Annotated in this window: 22 protein-coding genes and 1 other annotated feature; of the genes, 17 read left to right on the top strand and 5 right to left on the bottom strand. The window is 36.6% G+C overall.

What is annotated here, in order from left to right:
• Positions 1–14 precede the first annotated feature (14 nt).
• The 10 genes from AC4BC5_RS03775 to AC4BC5_RS03730 all read left to right on the top strand — a co-directional run bounded on the left by AC4BC5_RS03775 (position 15) and on the right by AC4BC5_RS03730 (position 11169).
• Positions 15–1157, top strand: coding sequence for a cysteine desulfurase family protein (locus AC4BC5_RS03775; RefSeq protein ID WP_490496848.1), 1143 nt, complete (start codon positions 15–17; stop codon positions 1155–1157).
• Positions 1158–1168: 11 nt separating this feature from the next.
• Positions 1169–2374 carry a tRNA uracil 4-sulfurtransferase ThiI gene (thiI, locus tag AC4BC5_RS03770; RefSeq protein ID WP_490496847.1) on the top strand — a complete coding sequence of 402 codons (1206 nt, stop codon included), beginning with the start codon at positions 1169–1171 and terminating at the stop codon, positions 2372–2374.
• A gap of 176 nt (positions 2375–2550) precedes the next feature.
• A complete protein-coding gene (tnpA, locus tag AC4BC5_RS03765; RefSeq protein WP_490495366.1) occupies positions 2551–3024 on the top strand; it encodes an IS200/IS605 family transposase in 474 nt (157 codons plus the stop codon).
• Positions 3025–3246: 222 nt separating this feature from the next.
• A complete protein-coding gene (locus AC4BC5_RS03760) occupies positions 3247–3909 on the top strand; it encodes a redox-sensing transcriptional repressor Rex (RefSeq protein WP_490496846.1) in 663 nt (220 codons plus the stop codon).
• Positions 3910–3978: 69 nt separating this feature from the next.
• Positions 3979–4470 (top strand): thiol peroxidase, encoded by a 492-nt coding sequence (gene tpx, locus AC4BC5_RS03755; protein WP_490496845.1) that lies wholly within the window; start codon positions 3979–3981, stop codon positions 4468–4470.
• Positions 4471–4502: 32 nt separating this feature from the next.
• Positions 4503–4717: a binding site (T-box leader), on the top strand.
• A 76-nt stretch (positions 4718–4793) separates the two neighbouring features.
• Complete coding sequence (locus AC4BC5_RS03750) at positions 4794–5984, top strand: aminotransferase-like domain-containing protein (protein ID WP_490496844.1); 1191 nt, start codon at positions 4794–4796, stop codon at positions 5982–5984.
• 11 nt (positions 5985–5995) lie between these two features.
• Entirely contained in the window at positions 5996–8635 is a 2640-nt protein-coding gene (locus tag AC4BC5_RS03745; RefSeq protein WP_490496843.1) for a valine--tRNA ligase, read from the top strand.
• Between the two features lie 53 nt (positions 8636–8688).
• A complete protein-coding gene (locus tag AC4BC5_RS03740) occupies positions 8689–9156 on the top strand; it encodes a GNAT family N-acetyltransferase (protein WP_490496842.1) in 468 nt (155 codons plus the stop codon).
• A gap of 38 nt (positions 9157–9194) precedes the next feature.
• Positions 9195–10514, top strand: a complete 1320-nt coding sequence (locus tag AC4BC5_RS03735; protein WP_490496841.1) for a bifunctional folylpolyglutamate synthase/dihydrofolate synthase — start codon at positions 9195–9197, stop codon at positions 10512–10514.
• A complete protein-coding gene (locus AC4BC5_RS03730; RefSeq protein ID WP_490496840.1) occupies positions 10507–11169 on the top strand; it encodes an HAD family hydrolase in 663 nt (220 codons plus the stop codon). The genes AC4BC5_RS03735 and AC4BC5_RS03730 overlap by 8 nt, the downstream gene beginning before the upstream one ends.
• A gap of 43 nt (positions 11170–11212) precedes the next feature.
• Here AC4BC5_RS03730 and AC4BC5_RS03725 read toward each other — a convergent pair whose 3' ends face one another.
• From AC4BC5_RS03725 to AC4BC5_RS03710, 4 genes are all read right to left on the bottom strand, one after another.
• Positions 11213–11413, bottom strand: a complete 201-nt coding sequence (locus tag AC4BC5_RS03725; RefSeq protein WP_490496839.1) for a cold-shock protein — start codon at positions 11411–11413, stop codon at positions 11213–11215.
• A 155-nt stretch (positions 11414–11568) separates the two neighbouring features.
• Positions 11569–12255 carry a RadC family protein gene (gene radC, locus AC4BC5_RS03720; protein ID WP_490496838.1) on the bottom strand — a complete coding sequence of 229 codons (687 nt, stop codon included), beginning with the start codon at positions 12253–12255 and terminating at the stop codon, positions 11569–11571.
• A 52-nt stretch (positions 12256–12307) separates the two neighbouring features.
• Positions 12308–13987 (bottom strand): ribonuclease J1, encoded by a 1680-nt coding sequence (rnjA, locus tag AC4BC5_RS03715; protein WP_490496837.1) that lies wholly within the window; start codon positions 13985–13987, stop codon positions 12308–12310.
• 1 nt (position 13988) lies between these two features.
• Entirely contained in the window at positions 13989–14201 is a 213-nt protein-coding gene (locus AC4BC5_RS03710) for a DNA-directed RNA polymerase subunit epsilon (RefSeq protein WP_490496836.1), read from the bottom strand.
• Positions 14202–14656: 455 nt separating this feature from the next.
• Here AC4BC5_RS03710 and AC4BC5_RS03705 point away from each other — a divergent pair, with 455 nt between their 5' ends.
• From AC4BC5_RS03705 to AC4BC5_RS03695, 3 genes are all read left to right on the top strand, one after another.
• The gene (locus tag AC4BC5_RS03705; RefSeq protein ID WP_490496835.1) at positions 14657–16390 is read left to right on the top strand and encodes an ABC transporter ATP-binding protein; all 1734 of its coding nucleotides are present in this window, start codon (positions 14657–14659) and stop codon (positions 16388–16390) included.
• A complete protein-coding gene (locus tag AC4BC5_RS03700) occupies positions 16387–18144 on the top strand; it encodes an ABC transporter ATP-binding protein (protein WP_490496834.1) in 1758 nt (585 codons plus the stop codon). The genes AC4BC5_RS03705 and AC4BC5_RS03700 overlap by 4 nt, the downstream gene beginning before the upstream one ends.
• A 128-nt stretch (positions 18145–18272) precedes the next feature.
• Positions 18273–19697: a glycoside hydrolase family 73 protein gene (locus AC4BC5_RS03695; protein ID WP_490496833.1), complete on the top strand. Its 1425-nt coding sequence runs from the start codon at positions 18273–18275 to the stop codon at positions 19695–19697.
• 39 nt (positions 19698–19736) lie between these two features.
• On the opposite strand, the gene clpP is transcribed toward AC4BC5_RS03695, so the two are convergent.
• On the bottom strand, positions 19737–20318 hold the full coding sequence (gene clpP / locus AC4BC5_RS03690) for an ATP-dependent Clp endopeptidase proteolytic subunit ClpP (RefSeq protein WP_490496832.1): 582 nt from the start codon (positions 20316–20318) through the stop codon (positions 19737–19739).
• A gap of 181 nt (positions 20319–20499) precedes the next feature.
• On the opposite strand from clpP, the gene AC4BC5_RS03685 reads away from it, so the two are divergent.
• The 4 genes from AC4BC5_RS03685 to hflX all read left to right on the top strand — a co-directional run bounded on the left by AC4BC5_RS03685 (position 20500) and on the right by hflX (position 23997).
• Positions 20500–21018 carry a hypothetical protein gene (locus tag AC4BC5_RS03685; protein ID WP_490496831.1) on the top strand — a complete coding sequence of 173 codons (519 nt, stop codon included), beginning with the start codon at positions 20500–20502 and terminating at the stop codon, positions 21016–21018.
• Between the two features lie 95 nt (positions 21019–21113).
• On the top strand, positions 21114–21848 hold the full coding sequence (locus tag AC4BC5_RS03680; RefSeq protein WP_490496830.1) for a glycerophosphodiester phosphodiesterase: 735 nt from the start codon (positions 21114–21116) through the stop codon (positions 21846–21848).
• Positions 21845–22768, top strand: a complete 924-nt coding sequence (gene miaA, locus AC4BC5_RS03675; protein WP_490496829.1) for a tRNA (adenosine(37)-N6)-dimethylallyltransferase MiaA — start codon at positions 21845–21847, stop codon at positions 22766–22768. The genes AC4BC5_RS03680 and miaA overlap by 4 nt, the downstream gene beginning before the upstream one ends.
• On the top strand, positions 22765–23997 hold the full coding sequence (hflX, locus tag AC4BC5_RS03670; RefSeq protein WP_490496828.1) for a GTPase HflX: 1233 nt from the start codon (positions 22765–22767) through the stop codon (positions 23995–23997). Before miaA ends, hflX begins: the two co-directional genes overlap by 4 nt.
• The last annotated feature ends 88 nt before the right edge of the window (positions 23998–24085 follow it).

Genomic DNA, 24085 nt, shown 5'->3' with positions numbered 1-24085 from the left:
GAGGATCATTGAATATGATTTATTTTGATAATAGCGCCACTACTCCGATTTTTCCTCAAGCATTGGATACATATTTAAAAACAAGTCAGCGAATTATAGGCAACCCATCGAGCTTGCATGACTTAGGTAACCAAGCCAATCGTTTGCTTCAACAGGCACGCAAACAAATTGCTGATCAGTTAGCTGTTTCACCAAAAGAAATTTTTTTTACAAGTGGTGGAACAGAAGGCGATAATTGGGTTTTAAAAGGGACTGCCATTGAGAAAATAGCTTTTGGTAACCATTTAATTATTTCAAGTATTGAACATCCAGCAGTTAGTGAAACAGCTGCTCAATTGAAAGAATTGGGCTTTGAAGTGAGCATTGCTCCAGTTACGCCTGAAGGTTTTGTCGATGTTTTAAAATTAGAGAAATTAATTCGTAAAGAAACTATTTTAGTATCTGTTATGGCAGTCAATAATGAAGTTGGTTCTATTCAACCAATCCAAGAAATCAGTAAGATTTTAGAAAAATATCCTAAAATTCATTTCCATGTTGATGCTGTACAAGCAATTACGAAAGTTGAGCAAAGTCAGTGGTTTACGCCACGAGTTGATTTTGCGACTTTTTCTGCGCATAAATTTCATGGACCGCGTGGTATCGGCTTTATTTATTGGCGCGAAGGCCGTAAGTTGGCGCCCTTGATGAATGGAGGCGGACAAGAAAGTAATCATCGCAGTGGGACTGAAAATGTACCTGCAATTGTTGCAATGGCTCGAGCATTGCGTTTAGCATTTGAGAAAAAGGCTGAAAAACCAGAGCATGTCATTCGCTTAAAAAATTACTTATTAGAGGCGCTCCACTCATATGATAAAGTCACAGTTTTTTCAAAAGAAACAGCTTTTGCCCCGCATATTCTTTGCTTTGCATTGAAAGATATCCGTGGAGAAGTCTTAGTCCATGCCTTAGAGGAGAAACAAATTTATACGTCAACAACTAGCGCATGTTCGAGTAAAAAACACCTTGCTTCAAGTACGCTCCACGCAATGAATGTACCTAGTTCGTTAGCAACTTCAGCGATTCGTATTAGCTTAGATGAAAGCAATACGATGGCAGAAGTCGAGCAGTTTTTAATTGTATTTAACCAACTGTATCAAAAATTTTCAAAAATTAATTAAGGAGTTTTAATGTGAAATATACAGAAATTATGGTTCGTTATGGCGAACTTTCAACTAAAGGGAAAAACCGTCATGTTTTTATTGCACGTTTAGCATCTAATGTGAAGAAAGCATTAATTGATTTTCAACATGTTCGTGTTCATGCAGATCGTGATCGGATGCATTTAATCTTAAACGGAGAAGATAGCGATATTATCATTCCTAGATTACAAAAAGTATTTGGTATTCAAAATTTTTCTCCAAGTATTCGTGTAGAAAAAGACGTAGAAGTAATTAAAGCAATGGCACAAGAAATGATGCGTGAAGTGTATACAGGAAACGAAACATTTAAAATTACTGCGAAGCGCAGTGATCATGATTTTGTGCAAACAAGTGGCGAACTGAACTTGACTTTAGGAAATGCAGTTATTGACATTTTTCCAGAGATTAAAGCTCAGATGAAAAATCCGGATATTAATTTACGGGTAGAAATTCGTCGGGATGGAGCATACTTATCCTATGAAACAATTCAAGGTGCAGGTGGTTTACCTGTTGGAACTGGTGGTAAAGGCATGTTAATGCTATCTGGAGGAATTGATTCGCCAGTTGCTGGATATTTTGCAATGAAACGTGGCGTGGAAATTGAAGCAGTCCATTTTGCGAGTCCACCGTACACTAGTGAACAAGCATTAAAAAAAGCCAAAGACTTAACTGCTAAACTAGCGCCGTATGTTGGTAGTATCCAATTTATTGAAGTTCCCTTTACAGAAATTCAAGAAGAAATTAAGAAAAATATTCCACAAGGTTATTGGATGACAATTACTCGTCGAATGATGTTACGTTTAACAGATGCTGTCCGTGAATTACGTAAAGGACTAATCATTTTGAATGGCGAATCGTTAGGGCAAGTTGCCTCACAAACACTTCAAAGTATGGTTGCCATTAATGAAGTATCGAATACACCGATCATTCGTCCAGTCGCTACCATGGATAAGTTAGAGATTATTGAAGTGGCCCAACAAATCGATACGTTCGAATTAGCGATTCAACCATTTGAAGACTGCTGTACGATTTTTGCCCCTCCACAACCTAAAACGCGCCCTCGTTTAGATAAAGTTCATCATTATGAAGAACGCTTGGATATTGAAGGAATGATGGATCGCGCCCTAGCTGGTTTGAAGATGGAAGAGATTACTCCTGAATCTGAGCAAGCAGATGAATTTGCCGATTTCTTATAAAATAACTACAAGAGACTTTTCACGAAGTCTCTTGTTTTTTTATGTGTCTTGAAAACCCCTGGCTATGCCGGGGGTTCTAAAGAGCTTCTAGCGAGGTATTAAAAAAGCCTCCCAAAGATGATAAGATGAAATTGGTTTCCCGACCACCACATCAATCAACTTAGGAGGTGCCTTCTATGAAAAAGGCTAATGAAAGTTTATCACACACTACATGGAAATGTAAGTACCATATTGTATTTGCACCAAAGTATAGACGACAAATTATTTATGGGAAATATAAGAAAAGTATTGGAGAAATCATCCGCACGTTATGTGAGAGAAAAGGTGTGGAAATTATCGAAGCGAATGCCTGTAGAGACCATATTCACCTACTCGTAAGTATTCCACCGAAATATAGCGTATCAGGATTTGTGGGATATCTAAAAGGAAAGAGTAGCTTAATGATTTTCGATAGACATGCGAATCTGAAATATCGATACGGTAATCGAAAGTTTTGGTGTAGAGGCTATTATGTTGATACGGTAGGACGAAATAAAAAACAGATAGAAGAATATATTCGAAATCAAGTACAAGAGGATTATGCAGCAGATCAATTAACGTTGTTTGAAGAGTATGATCCATTCACGGGAAAGCAAAATAAGAAGAAGTAAAAGAGATTCATTAAGAATCGGTGAGTAAAAGTGGTGCAAGCGGGAAACCCTTCAGAAAGCCTTTTAGGCTGTGGCCGGTAAAAGAGGCTTTCAGCCGAAGAACAAACCTCCAGTTCACACTGGAGGTTTTGATTATAGAGGCGACTGACTAATGCTTGCACAACAATACATTGCATGGTAAACTTTTTATGTGAATATCTTAACAAAAAAGGAGTTGGCATAGTGAAAGAGTATAAAAATAAAAAATTACCGCGCGCCACAGCTAAGCGTTTACCCTTGTATTTACGTAATTTAAAAATACTTGAGACAACTGGAGTTACTCGCATTAAATCAAAAGATTTTTCGGAAATTACACAAGTTCCCGCAGCGACAATTCGTCGTGATTTTTCTTATTTAGGAGAATTAGGAAGAAGTGGCTATGGGTACGATGTTTCTTATCTAATTGATGTTTTTAGTGATATTTTAGCAGCAGATGATGAAAAACGAATTGCTTTAGTTGGTTTTGGAAATTTAGGAAAGGCTTTGGCTAAGAATAACTTTCGTCGTAATGAGAATCTTGAAATCACATGTGTATTTGATAACAATTCTGAATTGATTGGTAAAACAATTGATGGTTTCTATATCTATGGAATGGATGAATTTAAGGCTATTACTGAAAAAAATGGAGTGACTGTGGCCATTTCGACGGTACCAAGTCAACATTCACAAGCAGCCATTGATACGATTGTTGAATCCGGTATTACAGCAATTTTAAACTTTGCCCCTGATCGTGTGACTGTACCTAAGAATGTGAACATGCGTTACATTGATTTGACTACTGAGTTATTAACATTGATTTTCTTTGATAGCCATTATCAAAATCGCCCGTTAGTTGCAACTTCATAGGCAGATGTTTTTGTAAAAATTCTATACTCCTTTATACTGAATTAGAAAGTTATTAAAGGAGTGGGAAGAATGAATATTACCCGTAAAGGTGAAGTATTGGAAGTACCTGGTACACAATTAAAGACTGGTGATAAGGCTGCCGATTTTTCATTGAAAGATTTAAACGATAATTTCTACACATTAGAAAATTTTGCTGGTAAGCCAACTATTTTGTCGGTTGTTCCAGATATCGATACACGTGTATGTGCAATCCAAACAAAACGTTTCAACGTTGAAGCAAGTCAAATTGAAGATATCAATTTTGCGACAATTTCAAACAACACAAAAGAAGAGCAAGCAAACTGGTGTGGCCAAGAAGGCGTAGAGATGGTTATGTTACATGACCCTGAAAATACGTTTGGTGAAAGCTATAGTATTTTAATTCCAGAACTAAATCGTTATGCGCGTGTGATTTATGTGCTTGACCAAGAAGGTATCATCCGTTATGAAGAAATCGTTCCTGAAATGGCACAAGAACCAGATTATGAAAAAGCACTTGCTGCAGCAAAAGCATTAGTGTAAGTTGACTTTCAAAAAACTTCATTGTAGAATGAGTCCAGACGAAGAACAAGAGGAGTAACTAGCAGACTGTTTTTAGAGAGAAAATTGTATGGTGAAAGATTTTCAACAGCAACTAGTGAAGGTAGCTTGGGAGTTTTTGATTTGAAGTCTTAGTAAAATCAAACGATTAGTGACCGTTAACTCACTTTTGAGAGGTAGAAAAAATTCTACAATTTAGGTGGTACCGCGTAAATTTTACGTCCTAAGATGTGAGACATCTTAGGACGTTTTTATTTTGGAAAAAAATCGAGTTTATTCAATCCACAGAAATGAGTGTGAATATTATGGTATTGAAATTTGCGAAACGTGTAGCGGATATCCAATCTTCAGAAGTCCGTGAATTATTAAAATTAACTGAACAACCAGATTTTATTTCATTTGCGGGTGGCTTACCAGCACCTGAACTATTCCCTGTGGATGAAATTAAAAAAGTGAATGAATTGTTGCTAGAAAAAGATGGTCAAGCTGCCTTGCAATACAGTACCACAGAAGGTTTTGAACCTTTACGTGAATGGATTGCCCATCGGATGAACCAACGTTTGCAAACTAATTTTAACAAAGACAATATCTTAATTACGAGTGGTTCGCAACAAGCGATTGATTTAACGGGAAAAATTTTTCTTGATGAAGGCGATGTGGTTTTTTGTGAAAGCCCTACGTACCTTGCTGCTTTAAATGCCTTTCGTGCGTATGGTTGTGAGTTTGTTGAAATCGCAACAGATGAACAAGGAATGGTGATGGAAGATTTAGAAGCAAAAATAAAACAATATCCACAAGCCAAATTGATTTATGTGATTCCTGAATTTCAAAATCCAACGGGGTTAAGTTGGGGCTTAGAACGCCGTCAACAATTAGCAAAACTCTCTGCAGAGTATCAAATTCCTGTTTTGGAAGACAATCCTTATGGTGAACTACGTTTTGAAGGAGAAACTTTACCATCAATTCGTCACTTTGATCAAGCAGGAACAGTTATTTGTACGGGGACATTTTCAAAAATTTTCTGTCCAGGATATCGGATTGGTTGGTTAGCAGCAGACGAAGAATTTTTACAGCGTTACACGATTATGAAACAAGGAACAGACTTGCATAGTAATACCAAAGCACAACGTGAAATTGCCACATATTTAGAACACTATGAAATAGACACGCATATTAACAAAATTCGCGAGTTATATCGTCAGCGTCTTAATACGATGCTAAGAAAATTAGATGAAGTATTTCCAAAAGAAGTCCAATTCACGCGTCCCGAAGGTGGGTTATTTGTTTGGGTAACTTTACCCGAACAGTTAGATGTCACACCAATTTTACAAGATTGTTTAGCAGAAAAAGTTGCTTTTGTCAGTGGTGAAACATTTTATCCAAACAGTAAAAAACGTAATACCTTCAGATTGAATTTTTCAAATATGCCGGAAGATAAAATTGAAATTGGTCTTGAAAAAATGGGACGCGTCTTACGAAATTATCTAGAAAACTAGGAGGAACATCCATGTCAGAAAAAAATTTATCGACAAAATATCAACCACAAGAAGTTGAAGCTGGTCGTTATGAAGAATGGCTAGAAAAAGACTTATTTAAACCAAGTGGTGATAAAAAAGCCCAACCGTATTCGATTGTAATCCCCCCACCAAACGTAACGGGAAAACTACATTTAGGTCACGCTTGGGATACTACTTTACAAGATATGATTATTCGTCAAAAGCGGATGCAAGGCTTCGACACATTATGGTTACCAGGAATGGACCATGCGGGAATTGCTACTCAAGCTAAAGTAGAAGAAAAATTGCGTGAGCAAGGAATTTCTCGTTATGATTTAGGCCGTGAAAAATTTGTTGAGCAAGTTTGGGATTGGAAAGAAGAATATGCAGGACATATTCGTGAACAGTGGGCAAAACTAGGATTATCACTTGATTACAGTCGTGAACGTTTTACTTTGGATAGTGGCTTATCAGATGCAGTACGTAAAGTATTTGTCACGTTATATGAAAAAGAGTTAATCTATCGTGGTGAATATATCATCAACTGGGATCCACAAGCACGAACAGCTTTATCAGACATTGAAGTTATTCATAAAGATGTAGAAGGCGCCTTTTATCATATGACGTATCCATTAGCTGATGGTTCGGGTGTCGTTGAAATTGCGACAACTCGTCCAGAGACAATGTTAGGCGATACAGCTGTTGCGGTTCACCCAGACGATGAACGCTATCAAGCGTTGATTGGTAAAAAAGTTGTTTTACCGCTAGTGGATAAAGAAATCCCAATTATTGCTGACGAATACGTAGAAATGGATTTTGGAACTGGGGTTGTAAAAATTACACCTGCTCATGATCCGAATGACTTTGAAGTTGGTAATCGTCATGACTTACCACGTGTGAATGTGATGAATGATGATGGTTCAATGAATGAATTAGCAGGTAACTATGCTGGAATGGATCGTTTTGCAGCACGTAAGCAAATTGTTAAAGATTTAGAAGAATTAGGTCGTCTAGTAAAAATTGAAAAAATGGTCCACAGTGTCGGTCATTCTGAACGTACAGGTGTGGTTGTAGAACCACGTTTATCTACGCAATGGTTTGTAAAAATGCAACCTTTGGCAGAACAAGCAATTAAAAACCAAGGAACAGCGGATGCGGTAGAATTCTATCCACCACGTTTCAATCAAACCTTTTTACGTTGGATGGAAAATATTCATGATTGGGTTATTTCTCGTCAATTATGGTGGGGACATCAAATTCCAGCATGGTATCACAAAGAAACAGGCGAAATGTATGTTGGTATGGATGCTCCAAAAGACAGTGAAAATTGGATACAAGATGAAGATGTCTTGGATACATGGTTTAGTTCAGCTTTATGGCCGTTCTCAACATTAGGTTGGCCTGATGAGAATAGCGAAGATTATCAACGCTACTATCCTAACAATACATTAGTTACAGGTTATGACATTATCGCTTTTTGGGTAAGTCGTATGATTTTCCAAGGACTTGAGTTTACAGAACAACGTCCCTTTAATAATGTGTTAATTCATGGATTAATACGTGCAGAAGATGGACGCAAAATGAGTAAATCACTAGGGAATGGAATCGATCCAATGGAAGTGATTGATCAATACGGGGCAGATGCCTTACGTTGGTTCTTATCAAATGGTTCAGCTCCAGGCCAAGATATGCGTTTTAGCTATGAAAAAATGGATGCGGCATGGAACTTTATTAATAAAATTTGGAATGCGTCACGTTTTGTATTAATGAATGTTGAAGGAATGACCGTTGCTGATATTGATTTTTCTGGTGAAAAGTCAGTTGCTGATCGTTGGATTTTAACGCGATTAAATGAAACAATTGAAAAAGTAACAGAGCTATTTGATCGTTTTGAATTTGGTGAAGCAGGCCGTCAATTATATAACTTTATCTGGGATGATTTCTGTGACTGGTATATTGAAATGAGTAAAGAAACATTGTATGGTGAAAACGAAGCTGCAAAACAAGTGAATAAGAGCGTCTTAGTTTATACATTAGATCAAATTTTACGGTTATTGCATCCGATTATGCCATTTGTTACAGAAGAAATTTGGAGTCAAATTCCGCATGAGGGTGATTCATTAGTAGTTGCAGCGTACCCAATTGTTCGCCCAGAATTAACAGATGATACAGCAGCTAAAGGCATGGAAGTTTTGAAAGAGTTAATTCGTTCTGTTCGTAATATTCGATCAGAAGTGAATACGCCATTATCAAAACCAATCACGTTATTAATTCAAACAAGCGATGTAGCAGTGGATACTTTCTTAAAAGCCAATCAAAACTATATTGACCGTTTCTGTAATCCAGAAGAATTAACAATTGCTAGTGACTTAGAAGCTCCTGAATTAGCCATGTCAGCAGTCTTGACTGGGGCAACAATTTATTTGCCACTGGCAGGTTTGATTAACATTGAGGAAGAAATCACTCGTTTAGAAAAAGAATTAGATAAATGGAACAAAGAAGTAAAACGTGTTCAAGGAAAATTAGCGAATGAACGTTTTGTAGCGAATGCGCCTGATGAAGTAGTAGCACAAGAGCGTGAAAAAGAAGCGGATTATTTAGAAAAACAAAAAGCTGTAGAAGAACGTATTGCGCAATTGCGTACAATTTAATCGCAAAAGAGTGGAATAGTTATTCCACTCTTTTTTGCAACAAGGAGGAGACCATGGAGTTTAGATTTGCAACTAAAGAAGATGCAGCACTAATTTTAAGTTTTATTAAAGAGTTGGCGAACTATGAAAATTTATTAGACGAAGTTGTTGCAACAGAAGCGGATATAAGAGAATCATTGTTTGAAAAAAAACATGCTGAAGTTTTATTTGCAGTTGTTGAGGGTACAGAAGTTGGTTTTGCCTTGTTTTTCCATAACTATTCCACTTTTTTAGGTAAAGCAGGTTTATATTTGGAAGATCTTTATGTTAAACCAGAAACTCGTGGAAATGGCATTGGGAAGAAGTTACTTAAAAAATTAGCGCAAATTGCTTTGGAACGCGATTGTGGTCGGTTAGAATGGTGGTGTTTGGATTGGAATCAAACGAGTATTGATTTTTATCTTTCTCTAGATGCCGAACCAATGAATGAATGGACGTCTTATCGATTAACAGGTGAGCACTTAAAGAAATTGGCAGAATAAAGGATTTATTTGCTATAATAATTACAGAGGTGAGTAGTGTGAGAACAGTAGAAGAAGCAATTGAGTGGATTCATAGTCGATTACCATTTGGTTCACGACCAGGGTTAGAGCGAGTGGAAGCACTTCTAGCTTTATTAGATCATCCAGAAAAGAAAGTTCCTGTCATTCATGTCGCTGGAACTAACGGTAAAGGTTCAACGGTTAGTTATTTACGAGCAATGATTCAAGAAACGGGCTTAACCGTAGGAACATTTACTTCTCCATATATCGAAAGCTTTAATGAGCGGATAGCAAAAAATGGGGTGGCAATTTCCGATGAGGAATTAATCTCCCTAGTAGAAAAAATTAAGCCTCTTGTTGCCCAGTTAGATGGCAAGGAAGCTGTCGCAGGTATTACTGAATTTGAAGTGTTAACGGCGATGGCGTTTGAATATTATGTGCAGCAAGAAGTTGATATTGCGATTATTGAAGTGGGACTTGGAGGATTATTGGATAGTACCAATGTAGTTTCGCCTATATTGACTGCAATCACAACAATCGGTATGGATCATACAGATATTCTGGGAGATACTTTACCAGAAATTGCTGAGCAAAAAGCAGGAATCATTAAACCGAATGTATCTGTTGTTACCGGAAATATCCAACCAGAAGCGTTAGCAGTTATTGAAAAGATTGCTTCTGAAAAGCAAGCAAAAATTTATCATTTTAAGCAAGATTATTGTGCTGAATATCGTCATCCCGATGTTCAATGGGGCGAAGTTTTTGATTTTTATAATGAAAATGGAAAACTAACCGAATTGAAGACCCCCTTGTTAGGCAAGCATCAAGTAGAAAATGCAAGTTTGGCCATTCAACTGTTTTATTTGTATTGTCAGCAAGTCCAATTACCTTTTCAAGAAAAATATATCCGTGAAGGTTTGAAAAAGACATTTTGGCCAGCCCGAATGGAAAGAATTAGTACACAACCACTTGTTATTTTAGACGGTGCTCATAATGAACATGCGATGAAACGTTTAATTGAAAACATGAAACAAGAATTTAGTGGTTATAAAACCCATGTTTTATTTTCCGCATTGGAAACAAAAGAAATTAAAACAATGCTGCATCAGTTGTTGGAGTTACCAAATGCGGATATTTATATTACATCTTTTGATTATCCTAAAGCTTTAAGGTTGGAGAAAAATTATCAACGACTAGATGAGAAACGTCTGCAGGTTGCTTCGTTGTGGCAATTTGGTTTAGCTGAAATTTTGGAAAAAGCAGATGAGGATTCCTTAGTTTTAGTAACCGGTTCTCTTTATTTTGTTTCTCAAGTACGACAACTATTACAAGAAATTCAAGGAGGAAAAAATGCGTAATTTACAAGGTGTTATTTTTGATATGGACGGATTGATTTTTGACACGGAGCATTTGTATTATCGAGCAACAAAAGAAATCGCAGATGAATTAGCTATTGATTATGATATGAATGTCTACAAACGATACATTGGAGTTGGCGATGACGAAGTATGGGCAGCGTATCATGAAATGTATGATGACCTTCATGGCAAAGAAGTTATCGTAGAATTTATCGAACGTTCATTTAATCGGACGATTGAATTATTTGAAGCTGGAGCTGCCGATTTAAAACCTGGACTAGCTGAAATACTCAATTATTTAGCAGAGAAAAAAATTCCACGTATTATCGCTTCTAGTAACCAACGTCGGATTATTGATATTTTGCTAGAAAAAAATGAGCTGCAAGATGCGTTCGAACATATCGTTTCTTTTGAAGATGTGACTCGTGCTAAACCAGATCCAGAAATTTTTGAAAAAGCGCACCAATTTTTTGATACACCAAAAGAAAATTTACTCATTTTAGAAGACTCAAAAAATGGAATTCTTGCGGCTCATGAGGCCGGAATTAATGTAATTATGATTCCCGATTTACTAGAACCAACACCTGACTTAGTAGAAAAATCACTTGCTGTCCTAGATACACTTGCAGATGTTCCTAAGTTTTTAGAAAAATAAAAAAACGCCGAATGTGAAATTCACATTCGGCGTTTTTGAAAGATTATGCTTTAACAACGTTAGTAGCTTGTGGGCCACGATCTGATTCTTCAACATCAAATGTTACAGCTTGACCTTCTTCTAAAGTTTTGAAGCCGTCACCTTGAATTGCTGAAAAGTGGACAAATACGTCATTTCCGTCTTCGCGAGTGATAAAACCAAACCCTTTTTCTGCGTTAAACCATTTTACTGTTCCTTGTTCCATTTCTAGTAACCTCCTCGTGCATAAGCACTCTTAAATAAATAGTTGTAACATTGCTCGTGTACGATAGAGGTGTAACATTTTGTTTCAACTTCTACTACCAAACAAGATTACAAATTTATTCTACACTTGCAGTTATTTTTTTGCAAGCGATGTTACTAAAATTCATTCCAAAAACCCTCTTCACGTAAACTAACGTAACTTTGATTTCCGATAACCAAGTGATCTAATAATTCAATTCCCATCAGCTCACCACAATTTTTGAGACGTTTAGTAAATAGTCGGTCGTTTTCAGAAGGCTGTGGTGCGCCACTGGGATGATTGTGAGCACAAATAATTCGAGCGGCACTACAACGAACAGCTTCTCGATAAATTTCACGGGGATGGGCAATACTTTGATTCAAAGAACCAATAAATAAAGTTTTGCGGTGAGTAATTTCATTTTTTGTATTCAAATACAAACATACTAAATGTTCTTGGTGGTAGTCTTTAAACTCTTCGATTAATTGTTGTGCCAATCCATAACTCGATTGTATTTTTCCGTATTTAGGTTGTCTGGTTTGATGGATTCGACTGCCTAATTCCATCATCGCTTTTAACTCAATCGCCCGGATTTGCCCAACACCTCGTATTTGCTGTAACTCGTTAAGACTTGCTGACTTTAACTCATACAGATTGGGGAAAGCTGCCAAAATTAAACCAGCCAACTCTAACACATTGTATGGTTTAGAGCCTGTGCGTAATAAAATTGCCAATAATTCTTGATCGGATAATGCTTTTTCTCCAAAATCAAGTAGTCGTTCACGCGGTCGTGAACTTTGAGGAACCATCGTATGCTTCTCCATAAAAAACTCCTTTGTGTATTATCATTGATAAATACGCAAAGGAGTGCTTATTTTATTCTTCATCTAACGTCATAATCATTGATAAAATCATTGGATGACGTTCGGTTTTTTCAAATAAAAAGGGTTGTAAAGCAGCGGACATGGCTTCACGTAATTTGTATTCGTTACAATCAGGTTGGCTTAGTGCTTCACGTAAAGCATGGAATAAAATACTTTGCCCTTCGCTAATCATTTCACCTGATTCACGCATATAAACAAATCCACGAGATAAGATGTCTGGACCTGCCAAGATTTCTTTTTTCTCAATATCGACCGTTGCAACAGCTAAAACTAAACCTTCTTCAGAAAGAATGCGACGATCACGTAAAACAACATTACCAATATCCCCAATTCCGCTACCATCGACATAGACATCGCCGGCATTAAAATGTCCTGCAAGCCGTGCAGTATCAGGTGTTAAAGCTAACATATCACCATTTTCCATGATGAAACAATTTTCTTTAGGAACACCAGTATCTTGGGCTAGTTGAGTATGAATTTTTAACATACGAAACTCACCATGAACTGGCATAAAGAATTTTGGTTTCATTAAACGCAACATTAACTTTTGTTCTTCTTGGCCACCGTGACCAGAAGTATGAATATTGTTTAATTTTCCATGAATAACTTTTGCCCCAGCTTCAAGTAGCAAGTTAATCAAATGATTAACACTTGTCGTATTTCCAGGAATAGGAGAGCTTGAAAAAATGACTGTATCATCCGGATGAACTTGAATTTGGCGATGTGTACCATTCGCAATTCGGCTTAATGCAGCCATAGGCTCACCTTGAGAACCAGTACATAAAATCATCGTTTCATTTGCAGGTAAACGATTGATTTCGCTGGCATCAACAAAAGTGCCCTTAGGAACTTTGATATAGCCTAATTTTTGTCCATTGACAATGGCATTTTCCATACTACGACCAAAGACAGCAATTTTTCTTCCAGTTGCTACAGCGGCATCAGCTGCTTGTTGTAAACGGAAAATATTAGAAGCAAAACTGGCAAAGATAATACGTCCTTCAATCTTCTCGAAAATTTTGATAATTGAAGCACCAATGGTTTTCTCTGATTTAGTGAAAGTTGGAATTTCAGCATTTGTACTATCAGATAGTAAACATAGAACGCCTTCTTCACCAATTTTTGCCATTTTATGCAAGTTTGCAGGCTCACCAACTGGCGTAAAATCAAATTTGAAATCCCCAGTTGCGACGATATTACCACAAGGTGTTTTAACAACTACACCTAACGCATCGGGAATACTATGAGTTGTACGGAAGAAACTCACAGAGGTTTTTCTAAAACGAATAACTGTATCTTCATGAATTTCATGCAAGACTGCATCACGTAATAGGCCATGTTCGTCTAGTTTGTTGGTAATTAGTGCCAAAGCTAATGGTCCTGCATAAATAGGAATATTTGCTTGTCTTAACAGGTAAGGAATACCGCCAATATGGTCTTCATGTCCATGTGTGACGATTAATCCTTTGACTTTTTGCAAGTTTTGGACGATATAGCTGTAATCAGAAATCACGTAGTCAATTCCAAGGAGCTCATCTTCGGGGAATTTAATTCCCGCATCAATCAAGATAATCTCGTCTTGAAATTGCACCCCATAACAGTTTTTTCCGATTTCTCCTAATCCTCCAATACCGAAAACGCCGGTCTCATTGTTTTTAAGAGATACTTTCATCTTAAAACTCCGTTAGTTGGAAATCAGCATTCTCTTTTTCGTAATCTAAGTGATTTCCATCTAATTCGTAGACAAGTTCGATATTGTATGGGGTATTGTCTTCAACTAGTTGGCGTGCATCTACGGCGCTGTCAGCTTCGATATATAACACGTGTGTTTGTTCTCTTTTTGGGTTACGTTCTTTTGTTTCTTGATAAAAAACTTTATAAATCATGTGTTTATCTCCTTTATCTGCTTAGAGCAGTTTGTTATTATTTTGACGCTTGAATTCTTACGCGCAACAAACTCGCGGACTTCTTAAAAGAAGACCTGCATGCAAAAGAAACTCTTTTGAAATAAGATGCTTTTTTCAGACATAATGTGAGAAAAAAAGAGAAAGCCTCGTCTTTGCTTTCCGAATGTATGACATAAAAATTCAACCGATGCTATCGTTGGTACGATCTTTTCTCCTAGTTTATCACACAACTTCGAATAAGTATAGAAAGTAAGCGAGTTGAAAATGGTTGCAGACTGAATTGTTCGACAAGTTTTTTTGAAAATAAAAATATCGAAAATTAAAGGATGATGAAAAGGCAGCGGATTTTACTGAAAGTTTTTACGTCAAAGTTTTTTTAAAAAATAGAGTGTGCTATATTTAAAGTAACGGTATATTTTAAGGAGGGAATTATTTTGAGGTTAATGTTACGTTACACGATGAAAAATAAAAAGTTATTGCTTATGAATTTCATCTGTGTATTTGGATTTATTTTAATAGAGCTTGGTTTGCCGACTCTTTTAGCTCGCATGATTGACGTTGGGATTGCTAATAACGATTTTGATTATGTGAAAAAAATCGGACTTGCGATGATTGGAATTGTCATTGTGGGAATTATTATGAATATTTTTCTAGGATATTTTACGACACGGATTACAACGAATATGACAGCGGATATTCGTGACGACTTATTTGAAAAAATTCAAAGCTATTCACATAACGAATACGAGCAAATTGGTGTGTCATCCTTAATTACTCGGGTAACGAATGATGCGTATCAAATTATGCTGTTTATGCAAAATATTTTGCGTATGGGTTTTATGACACCGATGATGTTTGGGATGAGTTTGTATATGGTTTTGCGTACCAGTCGTAGCTTAGGTTGGTATGTGTTAGGAGCATTACCATTTCTTTTAATTGGTGTGATACTGATTGCACGAATTTCTGAACCATTGTCAACAAAACAGCAAAAAAATCTAGACCGTATTAATGGTATCTTACGAGAAAATTTATCAGGTTTGCGTGTTATTCGTGCGTTTGTTAACGAGAAATTTGAAGAGGACCGTTTTGAGAAAGTCAATGATGCCTATACATCAAGTTCTAAGAGTTTGTTTCGTTTGATGGCAGTCGCACAACCTGCCTTTTTCTTTTTGTTTAATATTGTAATGGTTTTAATTATTTGGAGTGGTAGTTTACAAATTGAAGCAGGACAATTACAAGTGGGGGATTTAATTGCATTTATTGAATATATTTTCCATGCGTTATTCTCCTTTATGTTATTTGCAACTGTATTTATGATGTATCCACGAGCAGCCGTTTCTGCCAATCGTATTCAAGAAGCCTTTGATGTTGAACCGATTATTCAGGAAGAAACTGATGGCATAAAGGAAACAGCAACAAAAGGTTATATCGAATTTAAAAATGTTACTTTTGCCTACCCAGGTCCATCGCAAACACCAGTTATTCGTAACATTAACTTTACAGCCCAACCAGGTGAAACAGTAGCTTTTATCGGAAGTACTGGAAGTGGGAAATCAACATTGATTCAGTTGATTCCTCGATTTTATGATGTGAGTCAAGGGGAAGTCTTAATTGATGGTGTAGATGTTCGCAAATATAACTTAGCCGCCTTACGTCAGAAAATTGGTTATATTCCACAAAAAGCATTGCTGTTTTCTGGAACAATTGCTGACAACCTACGTTATGGTAAAGAAGATGCGACAGTGGAAGAAATGAATCGAGCAGTTGAAATCGCTCAAGCAACAGAATTTATTTCCCGTTTGTCAGAAGGATATGATACACCAATTTCTGAAGGAGGTTCTAATTTTTCAGGTGGACAAAAACAACGTCTAGCAATTGCTCGTGCGATTATCCGTCGTCCAGAAATTTTTATTTTTGATGACAGTTTTTCAGCACTTGACTATGCAACGGATGCTAAATTGCGTGAACGTCTACGCAAAGAAACAACGGAATCTACAACATTGATTGTTGCACAACGTGTTGGAACAATTATGCATGCTGATAAAATCATTGTTTTAAACGAAGGTGATGTTGTGGGCATGGGAACACACAAAGAGTTGTTAGAAAACTGTTCGATTTATTATGATATCGCAGCTTCGCAACTATCAGAGGAGGAATTAGCCAAATGAAATCTTTTGCTTCCTTGAAACGTTTAGGTTACTATATCAAACCATATAAAGTTGGTTTTATTCTTGTTTTATTTTTTACAGTTGCAACAGTTGGTTTTAATGCAGCAATGCCTTATGTGACTGGTTTACCAATGACTGAAATTGCTCGAAATGTTGCTAATGGCGATTCATTGAATTTCGATTATATTTGGAAGACGTTAATTTGGTTGATTTTAGTCGGAATCGGGTATACAATTTCTCAATTGTTAGCAGGTTTGTTGATTACGAATGTGGTGCAGTCTGCTATGAAAGACTTACGTCGAGATATTGACGAAAAAATTAATCGCTTGCCTGTTTCATACTTTGATACGCATCAACAAGGAAATGTTTTATCACGGGTAACAAACGATGTCGATGTGGTTAGTGGTGCGATGCAACAAGCCTTAATTGGGATGGTTAACGCTCTTTTAAGTATTATTATGGCGGTAATCATGATGTTTTATATCAACACATATATGGCATTACTCGCGATTATTATGATTCCAGCATCATTATTCATCTCGCGTTATATTGTATCAAAATCACAACGCTATTTTGATAGTATGCAAAATGCATTAGGAAACATGAATGGTTATGTACAAGAAAACATGACTGGTTTTAGTGTATTAAAAGTATATGGACGCGAAAAAGAAACGTTAGAAGATTTTAAAAAAGTAAACCATCAATTGAAAAAATATGGATTTAAAGCGTCATTTATTTCTGGTTTAATGATGCCCTTAGTTCAGTTAACAGCATATTTAACGTATATTATCATTGCTGTTTTGGGAAGTTTTTACGTGATGAGTGGGGTAATTGTGGTAGGGCAACTGCAAGCCTTTATCCAATATATCTGGCAAATTAGCCAACCAATGGGGAATATTACCCAGTTGTCTGCTTTGCTTCAAAGTGCTTCGGCAGCCTCCACTCGTGTCTTTGAAATTTTGGATGAATCAGAAGAACCAGTTAATAAAACCGATATACCACTTCCTGAAAAAATTGAAGGTAATGTAACCTTTGAGCATGTTGATTTTGCCTATTCTCCGAAAAAGCCATTAATTGAAGATTTGAATTTTTCAGTTAAAGCAGGACAAACCGTTGCAGTTGTTGGACCTACAGGCGCTGGAAAAACAACGTTAATCAATCTATTGATGCGTTTTTATGATGTAAATGCTGGATCGATTAAAATTGATGGGATTGATACGAAAAAAATGTCTCGGAGTGACGTTCGTTCACTTTTCGGTATGGTATTACAAGATGCTTGGTTATATGAAGGAACAATTTCCGATAATATTCGCTTTGGTAAATTAGATGCGACCGATTATGAAGTGGTTGATGCGGCTAAAACAGCAAATGTCGATCATTTTATCCGTACTATGCCAGAAGGATATGACATGGTGATCAATGCTGAGGGCGATAATATTTCCTTAGGTCAAAAACAATTAATGACGATTGCTCGAGCGGTTATTTCTGATCCGAAAATTTTAATTTTAGATGAGGCTACTAGTTCGGTTGATACACGTCTTGAAGCCTTAATTCAAAAGGCAATGGATAAAGTAATGGAAGGTCGAACCAGTTTCGTCATTGCTCATCGTTTGTCTACGATTCGTGATGCTGACTTAATTTTAGTGATGGATCAAGGTTCAATCATTGAACAAGGAAACCATGAAACGTTATTAGCACAAGGCGGATTTTACGCAAACTTATATAATAGTCAATTTTCAGAAGAAGCTGAATAAACAAGGAACTTAGCATCTCGTAGGTGCTAGGTTTTTTTTGTTTGTAAATAATTCTCGAAAGGGAGTTTCTTTTTACAATCATTTCCTGTAAAGTAAGGAAGAGATTGAGCAGGGGAAGGGTTACAAAAGTGAAAAAATGTGTGTTGAAATTAGGTGTAGTTATGGCTATGGGAACTTTTTTCTTTTTTACTGAGCGGATTATTCCATCATGTGTAGAAAGTAAGTGGGTATATGCTGATGAGTCAGGCTATGAATATGTGAGTATAACTGGTAATAATGTAGTGATTTATAGTGATTATGGAAAAACGATTCGTGCAGCTAAAGTTGCGACAAATCAAACATTTCATGTCAAAGAAATTGAAACAAAAGGTATTGTGACGTATTTAGGATTATATGATGAAGATGAATTTGTCGGCTATATTGATGCTTCACAAGTGACGCCAGCAGTTGGTCCAGAAGGAATTGAAAAAATTGTGCGTCAATATGTAGAGGTTGTTGTTAATACCGCTATCTATGAAGATTTTGATTGGACGACTACTAGCGATACTAGTTTTTTAATTGGAAAAACGTACAAAGTTAAAAGTTTGTACCATCATTTGAATGGGGAAATCTATTTGTCTATGTACGATACTGCAGATAACTGGGTGGGTTATGTAGAACAAAGTGCAACTGTTTCAAGTACTCGAGAATCCTTTCAAAAAGATGCAGCTATAGTGGAAGACATCAAGGAAAAACCAACGACTGATAAAACGCAGAAAAGTGCAACAATTGCATCAAATGAGACAAAAGACACAACGCAAGTATCAGAGACCACTACGACAATAAGCGCAGAAACAGAGCGTTCAGAAACAACCGATTCAACAACTGAAGATAGTGTTACTCGTTCACCGGCAGAAGATCGGGGAACAATGGAGGAAGAAATTGCTAGTGTCGCTAAAAATACAGACAAGCACTTTATTACAGGAACAAGTGTGTTACCTGCATTGACTTCACCTATTAAAAAAGCAAACAATGTGACCGTTAAAGATGATACACGTCGCATGACTACTACACAAACTTCTGAACCTATTACTTGGGTAGACAATGCCTCATTTATCAAAGCGATTGCGCCAGCTGCTCAAAAACTAGCCAATCAATATGGTTTATATCCATCTGTCATGATTGCGCAAGCCACATTGGAGTCAGGTTTTGGTGCAAGTAAATTATCAAAAGATGCGAATAATTTATTTGGAATCAAATTTTCTAACGGGGATGAAGGAAAATTTGAGAGATATGATATTCCATCTGATGAATTTATTAATGGTGTACGTGTGACGTTGCCAGCATCTTTTAGAAAATATGCAACAATCTCTGATTCACTTTTAGATAATGCAAAATTATTAGCTAATGGATTGAGCTGGAACGCCAAATTCTATCAAGGAACCTGGCGAAAAAATGCCAACACATATCAAGAGGCTACCCAATCGTTAACTGGAAAGTATGCGACAGATCCACAATATCATACGAAACTAAACCAATTAATTACGACTTGGGACTTAACTAAATATGATTAAAAAAAGCGCTGGAACAATATGCTCCAGCGCTTTTAATGATTAACGATTTGTCATTACTTCGTCAATTAAACCATATTCTTTTGCTTCTTCGGCTGACATAAAATTATCTCGGTCAGTATCTTTTTCAATTATTTCAATTGGTTGTCCAGTACGTTCAGATAAAATTTTATTTAAACGTTCACGAGTTTTTAAGATATGACGAGCAGCAATTTCAATTTCAGTCGCTTGTCCTTGAGCCCCACCTAATGGTTGATGAATCATAATCTCAGCGTTTGGTAAAGCAAAACGTTTACCTTTAGCACCTGCTGTTAACAAGAAACTTCCCATTGATGCAGCCATTCCCATTACGATTGTTTGAACATCTGCTTTAACAAAGTTCATTGTATCGTAAATTGCTAGACCAGCTGTTACGCTGCCTCCAGGAGAGTTGATGTATAAATAAATATCTTTTTCTGAGTCTTGCGCATCCAAGAATAATAATTGAGAGATGATTGAGTTGGCAAGATCGTCTGTTACCTGACCGCTCAACATGATAATACGATCTTTTAATAAACGAGAGTAAATATCATAGGCTCTTTCTCCACGAGATGATTGTTCAATAACTGTTGGGATTAAATTCATTTAAAAATCCTCCTTTAATTCTGGCTATTTGATAAAATATTGGGTATCCTTGCGACATCCTAAGACTTTTATCTATTAGATATTATACATACAAGGTCAATAAAGGTCAAATGTAAAAACTTGAGTAAAATAATCGAAAATATGTTAAGATTCATCTAAAGAAATTAGAGGAGGAACAGACATGGAAGTATTTTTCGTTGGGATGGCTGGTGTAATTGTAGGTGCCATTGTTACAGCGATTGCCTTTAACTTGCAAAGCCGTTATGACGATCGAAAAGAAGAGCGTCGTCGACAATTAGAGCATAAAGTGAAAGAGATTGAGATTTTGATTTTATTAAATAAAAAAATCATTGAAATTTTAGAGAAAAGAATTGGTACAATGGATAAATATGTCAGTTTTGATGTATTTGACGATTGTCATATTACGGTAGATGATTATATTTATTTGCAGTCATTTGCAGCACAAAACAGCTTTTATTTACCAAATTATTTCTTAGAAGAATTTTTCAAAAAAATTGCCACACGTAGAGTGGTTCTTTCACCAGAACAAGTTGTTGAAGTAGGTGGATATACTTTTAAAGGTGGACGTGTCTTAATGGAAAATTTCTCAGACCAGCTAAAAGAAATGGTTTACGAGCGTAAAGTCCAGTTGCAAAAAATGACAGATAAACCAATGACGTATTTCTCAAATACCTTATAACAAAAGGAAGAGATTAGCCTATAAAAAGGTCTCTCTTCTTTTTTTGCATCTCCCTTTATTCATGTTACAATATGACTGATTGGAGTGAATAAATCATGCAAATTTTTGCCCATCGTGGAAGCAGTGGCACACGACCTGAAAATACATTGCCAGCTTTTGCTGAAGCCGTACGAATTGGTGCAGATGGTATTGAATTAGATGTGCAATTAACAAAAGATCAACAACTGATTGTCATGCACGATGAGACAGTCGATCGTACCACTGATGGAAAAGGTGCAATTGTTGATAAAACGTTAGCAGATATTAAAAAATTAAATGCTGGCAGTTGGTTTAGTGAGCACTATTCTTCGACCAAAGTACCGACGTTAAAAGAAGTTGTTGACTTGCTAGTTGCTCGGAATTATCGTGGAATTTTAGGGATTGAATTAAAAACAGATAAAGAGACTTATCCAGGCATTGAAGAAAAAGTATCTGAACTAATGACAAGTCAGCAATGGCCATTCACTTATTGGTATAGCAGTTTCAACATAAATACATTGGAGAGAATTCATGTACTTGAACCGACTACACGAATTGATTTTATTATGGATAAATCAGACATTACTCCAATAGCGCTTGAGCGATCATTTATTCAGGGAGTCCATCCCAATATTGAATGGGTATGGTCACATGCTACAGAAGTTTCAGAATTTCCTTTAGCCATTCGACCTTGGACCGTAAATACAGAAGAAGAAGTACAACGTTGCATGGATTGCCAAGTAACAGGGATTTTTACCGATTTTCCTGAAATGGCAATGGATATAAAACGCAGCTATCGAGGAAAAAAATGAGAAAAGTATTAGTGATTGTTGGCCCGACTGCTGTTGGTAAAACAGCATTAAGCATTGAATTAGCTAAAAAGTACAACGGAGAAATTATTAGTGGTGACTCGATGCAAGTCTATCGAGAACTAACTATCGGTACAGCTAAAGTAACTGAAGCAGAAAAAGAAGGAATTCCACATTATTTAATTGATATTCGTAATAAAGAGGAAAGTTATTCTGTTTCGGAGTTTCAAAAAGAGGCACGTGCATGGATTGAAGATATCCATACACGTGGTAAATTGCCAATTGTGGTTGGGGGAACTGGATTATATATTCAAGCTTTGCTTTATGACTTTCAATTAGGTGGCAAGCAAGAAAATGAAAATCCCGCTATTCGTGTAAAATATGAACAATTTGCATACGATTATGGAAAAGAAGCGTTATGGCAGTTGCTAAAAGAAACAGATCCTTTAGCTGCTGAAAAAATTCATTTTAATAATCAACGTAAAGTCATCCGAGCTCTTGAAGTATTTGAAACAACAGGAGAGAGTATTGCAGCACCTAAAGAGGAGCCACAACGGTTGTATGACTATTTTTTAATTGGATTAACGACTGATCGTGATTTGTTGTATCAACGCATCAATCAGCGTGTTGATACAATGATGGCTACTGGTTTACCAGAAGAAGCCACACGAATCAAGGATATCCCTGAAACACAAGCAGCTTTAGGAATTGGCTACAAAGAATTTTTTCCATATTTTCAAGGACAAGCCACGTTAGAAGAGGTAGCTGAAGAGATTAAGTTACATTCTCGTCGCTATGCCAAACGTCAGCTAACTTGGTTTCGTAATCGCTTAGCACCTTATTGGATTGATTTGGTGCAACAGCCTGAAACATTATCGGAATTAGAAAAAAAAATCACTCAATGGTTGGAGGTGAAAAAATGACAGTAGAACGAGTTATTTTAGTTGGTGTCGAAACAGAAGAAAACTATAAAAATTTTCAGGAATCAATGACTGAATTAAAAAGTCTAACAAAAACAGCCGATGGAGAAGTCGTTTTTTCTTTGACACAACGTCGTCCGCAAGTTGATCGCCAGACGCTTGTAGGGAAAGGCAAATTGGAAGAATTAGCACAATTAGCTGATGCTCATGAAGCAGACTTGATTATTTTTAATCATGAGTTAACACCGCGCCAAAGTCAGTTGATTGGGGATGCAGTAGGTGTTCCCGTAATTGATCGCGTCCAGTTGATTTTAGATATTTTTGCGATGCGCGCCCGTTCCAAAGAAGGAAAACTACAAGTTGAGTTGGCCCAATTAGATTATTTATTGCCTCGTTTGATTGGCCAAGGAAAAAATATGTCGCGATTAGGTGGTGGGATTGGTACAAGAGGTCCTGGTGAAACCAAGTTAGAGACTGACCGCCGACACATTCGTAATAAAATTACGATTATCAAACGCGAGTTAAAAGAAGTTGCGGCTCATCGAGAACGAACACGTCAAAAACGGAAAGATAATCAAACATTTCAAATTGGCTTAATTGGTTATACAAATGCTGGTAAATCGACTATTTTGAATATTTTGACAAGTGCACAAACGTATGAACAAGATCAATTATTTGCCACTTTAGATCCATTAACAAAAAAATGGCGCTTACCAGAAGGGTTTGAAGTGACTGTTACAGATACAGTTGGATTTATTCAAGATTTGCCAACGCAATTAATTGATGCATTTCATTCAACTTTAGAAGAGAGTCAAGGGATGGATTTGTTGCTACACGTTGTAGATGCTAGCGCTGATAATCGTCAACAACAAGAAGAAACAGTTTTACACTTGATGAATCAATTGGAGTTGGGCAGTTTGCCAATGTTAACAGTCTATAACAAAGCGGACAAAATTGATGACGACCAATTTGTCCCAACCTTGTTCCCTAATGTCTTGATTTCTGCAAAAAGTTCCAAAGGCAAAGAACAATTAATTCAAGCCATTAAATTAGCGATTATGGAAAGTTTAGAACCCTATACACTCTCTTTACAACAAGATGAAGGGAAACTGTTAAATCGTTTGAAACGAGAAACGTTGCTGTTGTCCTCAGATTATGAAGAAGAGACGCAAACGTATTTATTAAAGGGTTTTGCTCAGCCTGATTCTTATGCTATTCGTCAAATGAATTAATAAAAGTAAACTAAGAAGGAAGCGTCTTCTTAGTTTACTTTTTATTTTGGTCTAGGTTACAGATTAGTTATAAAAATTAACTTTTTAT

This window comes from Enterococcus sp. AMC2644, assembly GCF_058216475.1.
This window is presented reverse-complemented; position numbering and strand designations above follow the sequence as displayed.

What these genes read in the sequence shown, in the direction of transcription:
- clpP (WP_490496832.1), bottom strand. Translation starts at nt 20,318, where the DNA reads ATGAATTTAATCCCAACAGTTATTGAACAATCATCTCGTGGAGAAAGA.
- rnjA (WP_490496837.1), bottom strand. Translation starts at nt 13,987, where the DNA reads ATGAAAGTATCTCTTAAAAACAATGAGACCGGCGTTTTCGGTATTGGA.
- radC (WP_490496838.1), bottom strand. Translation starts at nt 12,255, where the DNA reads ATGGAGAAGCATACGATGGTTCCTCAAAGTTCACGACCGCGTGAACGA.
- AC4BC5_RS03680 (WP_490496830.1), top strand. Translation starts at nt 21,114, where the DNA reads ATGCAAATTTTTGCCCATCGTGGAAGCAGTGGCACACGACCTGAAAAT.
- AC4BC5_RS03685 (WP_490496831.1), top strand. Translation starts at nt 20,500, where the DNA reads ATGGAAGTATTTTTCGTTGGGATGGCTGGTGTAATTGTAGGTGCCATT.
- tpx (WP_490496845.1), top strand. Translation starts at nt 3,979, where the DNA reads ATGAATATTACCCGTAAAGGTGAAGTATTGGAAGTACCTGGTACACAA.
- AC4BC5_RS03710 (WP_490496836.1), bottom strand. Translation starts at nt 14,201, where the DNA reads ATGATTTATAAAGTTTTTTATCAAGAAACAAAAGAACGTAACCCAAAA.
- AC4BC5_RS03700 (WP_490496834.1), top strand. Translation starts at nt 16,387, where the DNA reads ATGAAATCTTTTGCTTCCTTGAAACGTTTAGGTTACTATATCAAACCA.
- AC4BC5_RS03775 (WP_490496848.1), top strand. Translation starts at nt 15, where the DNA reads ATGATTTATTTTGATAATAGCGCCACTACTCCGATTTTTCCTCAAGCA.
- AC4BC5_RS03730 (WP_490496840.1), top strand. Translation starts at nt 10,507, where the DNA reads ATGCGTAATTTACAAGGTGTTATTTTTGATATGGACGGATTGATTTTT.
- AC4BC5_RS03725 (WP_490496839.1), bottom strand. Translation starts at nt 11,413, where the DNA reads ATGGAACAAGGAACAGTAAAATGGTTTAACGCAGAAAAAGGGTTTGGT.
- hflX (WP_490496828.1), top strand. Translation starts at nt 22,765, where the DNA reads ATGACAGTAGAACGAGTTATTTTAGTTGGTGTCGAAACAGAAGAAAAC.
- AC4BC5_RS03750 (WP_490496844.1), top strand. Translation starts at nt 4,794, where the DNA reads ATGGTATTGAAATTTGCGAAACGTGTAGCGGATATCCAATCTTCAGAA.
- AC4BC5_RS03740 (WP_490496842.1), top strand. Translation starts at nt 8,689, where the DNA reads ATGGAGTTTAGATTTGCAACTAAAGAAGATGCAGCACTAATTTTAAGT.
- tnpA (WP_490495366.1), top strand. Translation starts at nt 2,551, where the DNA reads ATGAAAAAGGCTAATGAAAGTTTATCACACACTACATGGAAATGTAAG.
- miaA (WP_490496829.1), top strand. Translation starts at nt 21,845, where the DNA reads ATGAGAAAAGTATTAGTGATTGTTGGCCCGACTGCTGTTGGTAAAACA.
- AC4BC5_RS03745 (WP_490496843.1), top strand. Translation starts at nt 5,996, where the DNA reads ATGTCAGAAAAAAATTTATCGACAAAATATCAACCACAAGAAGTTGAA.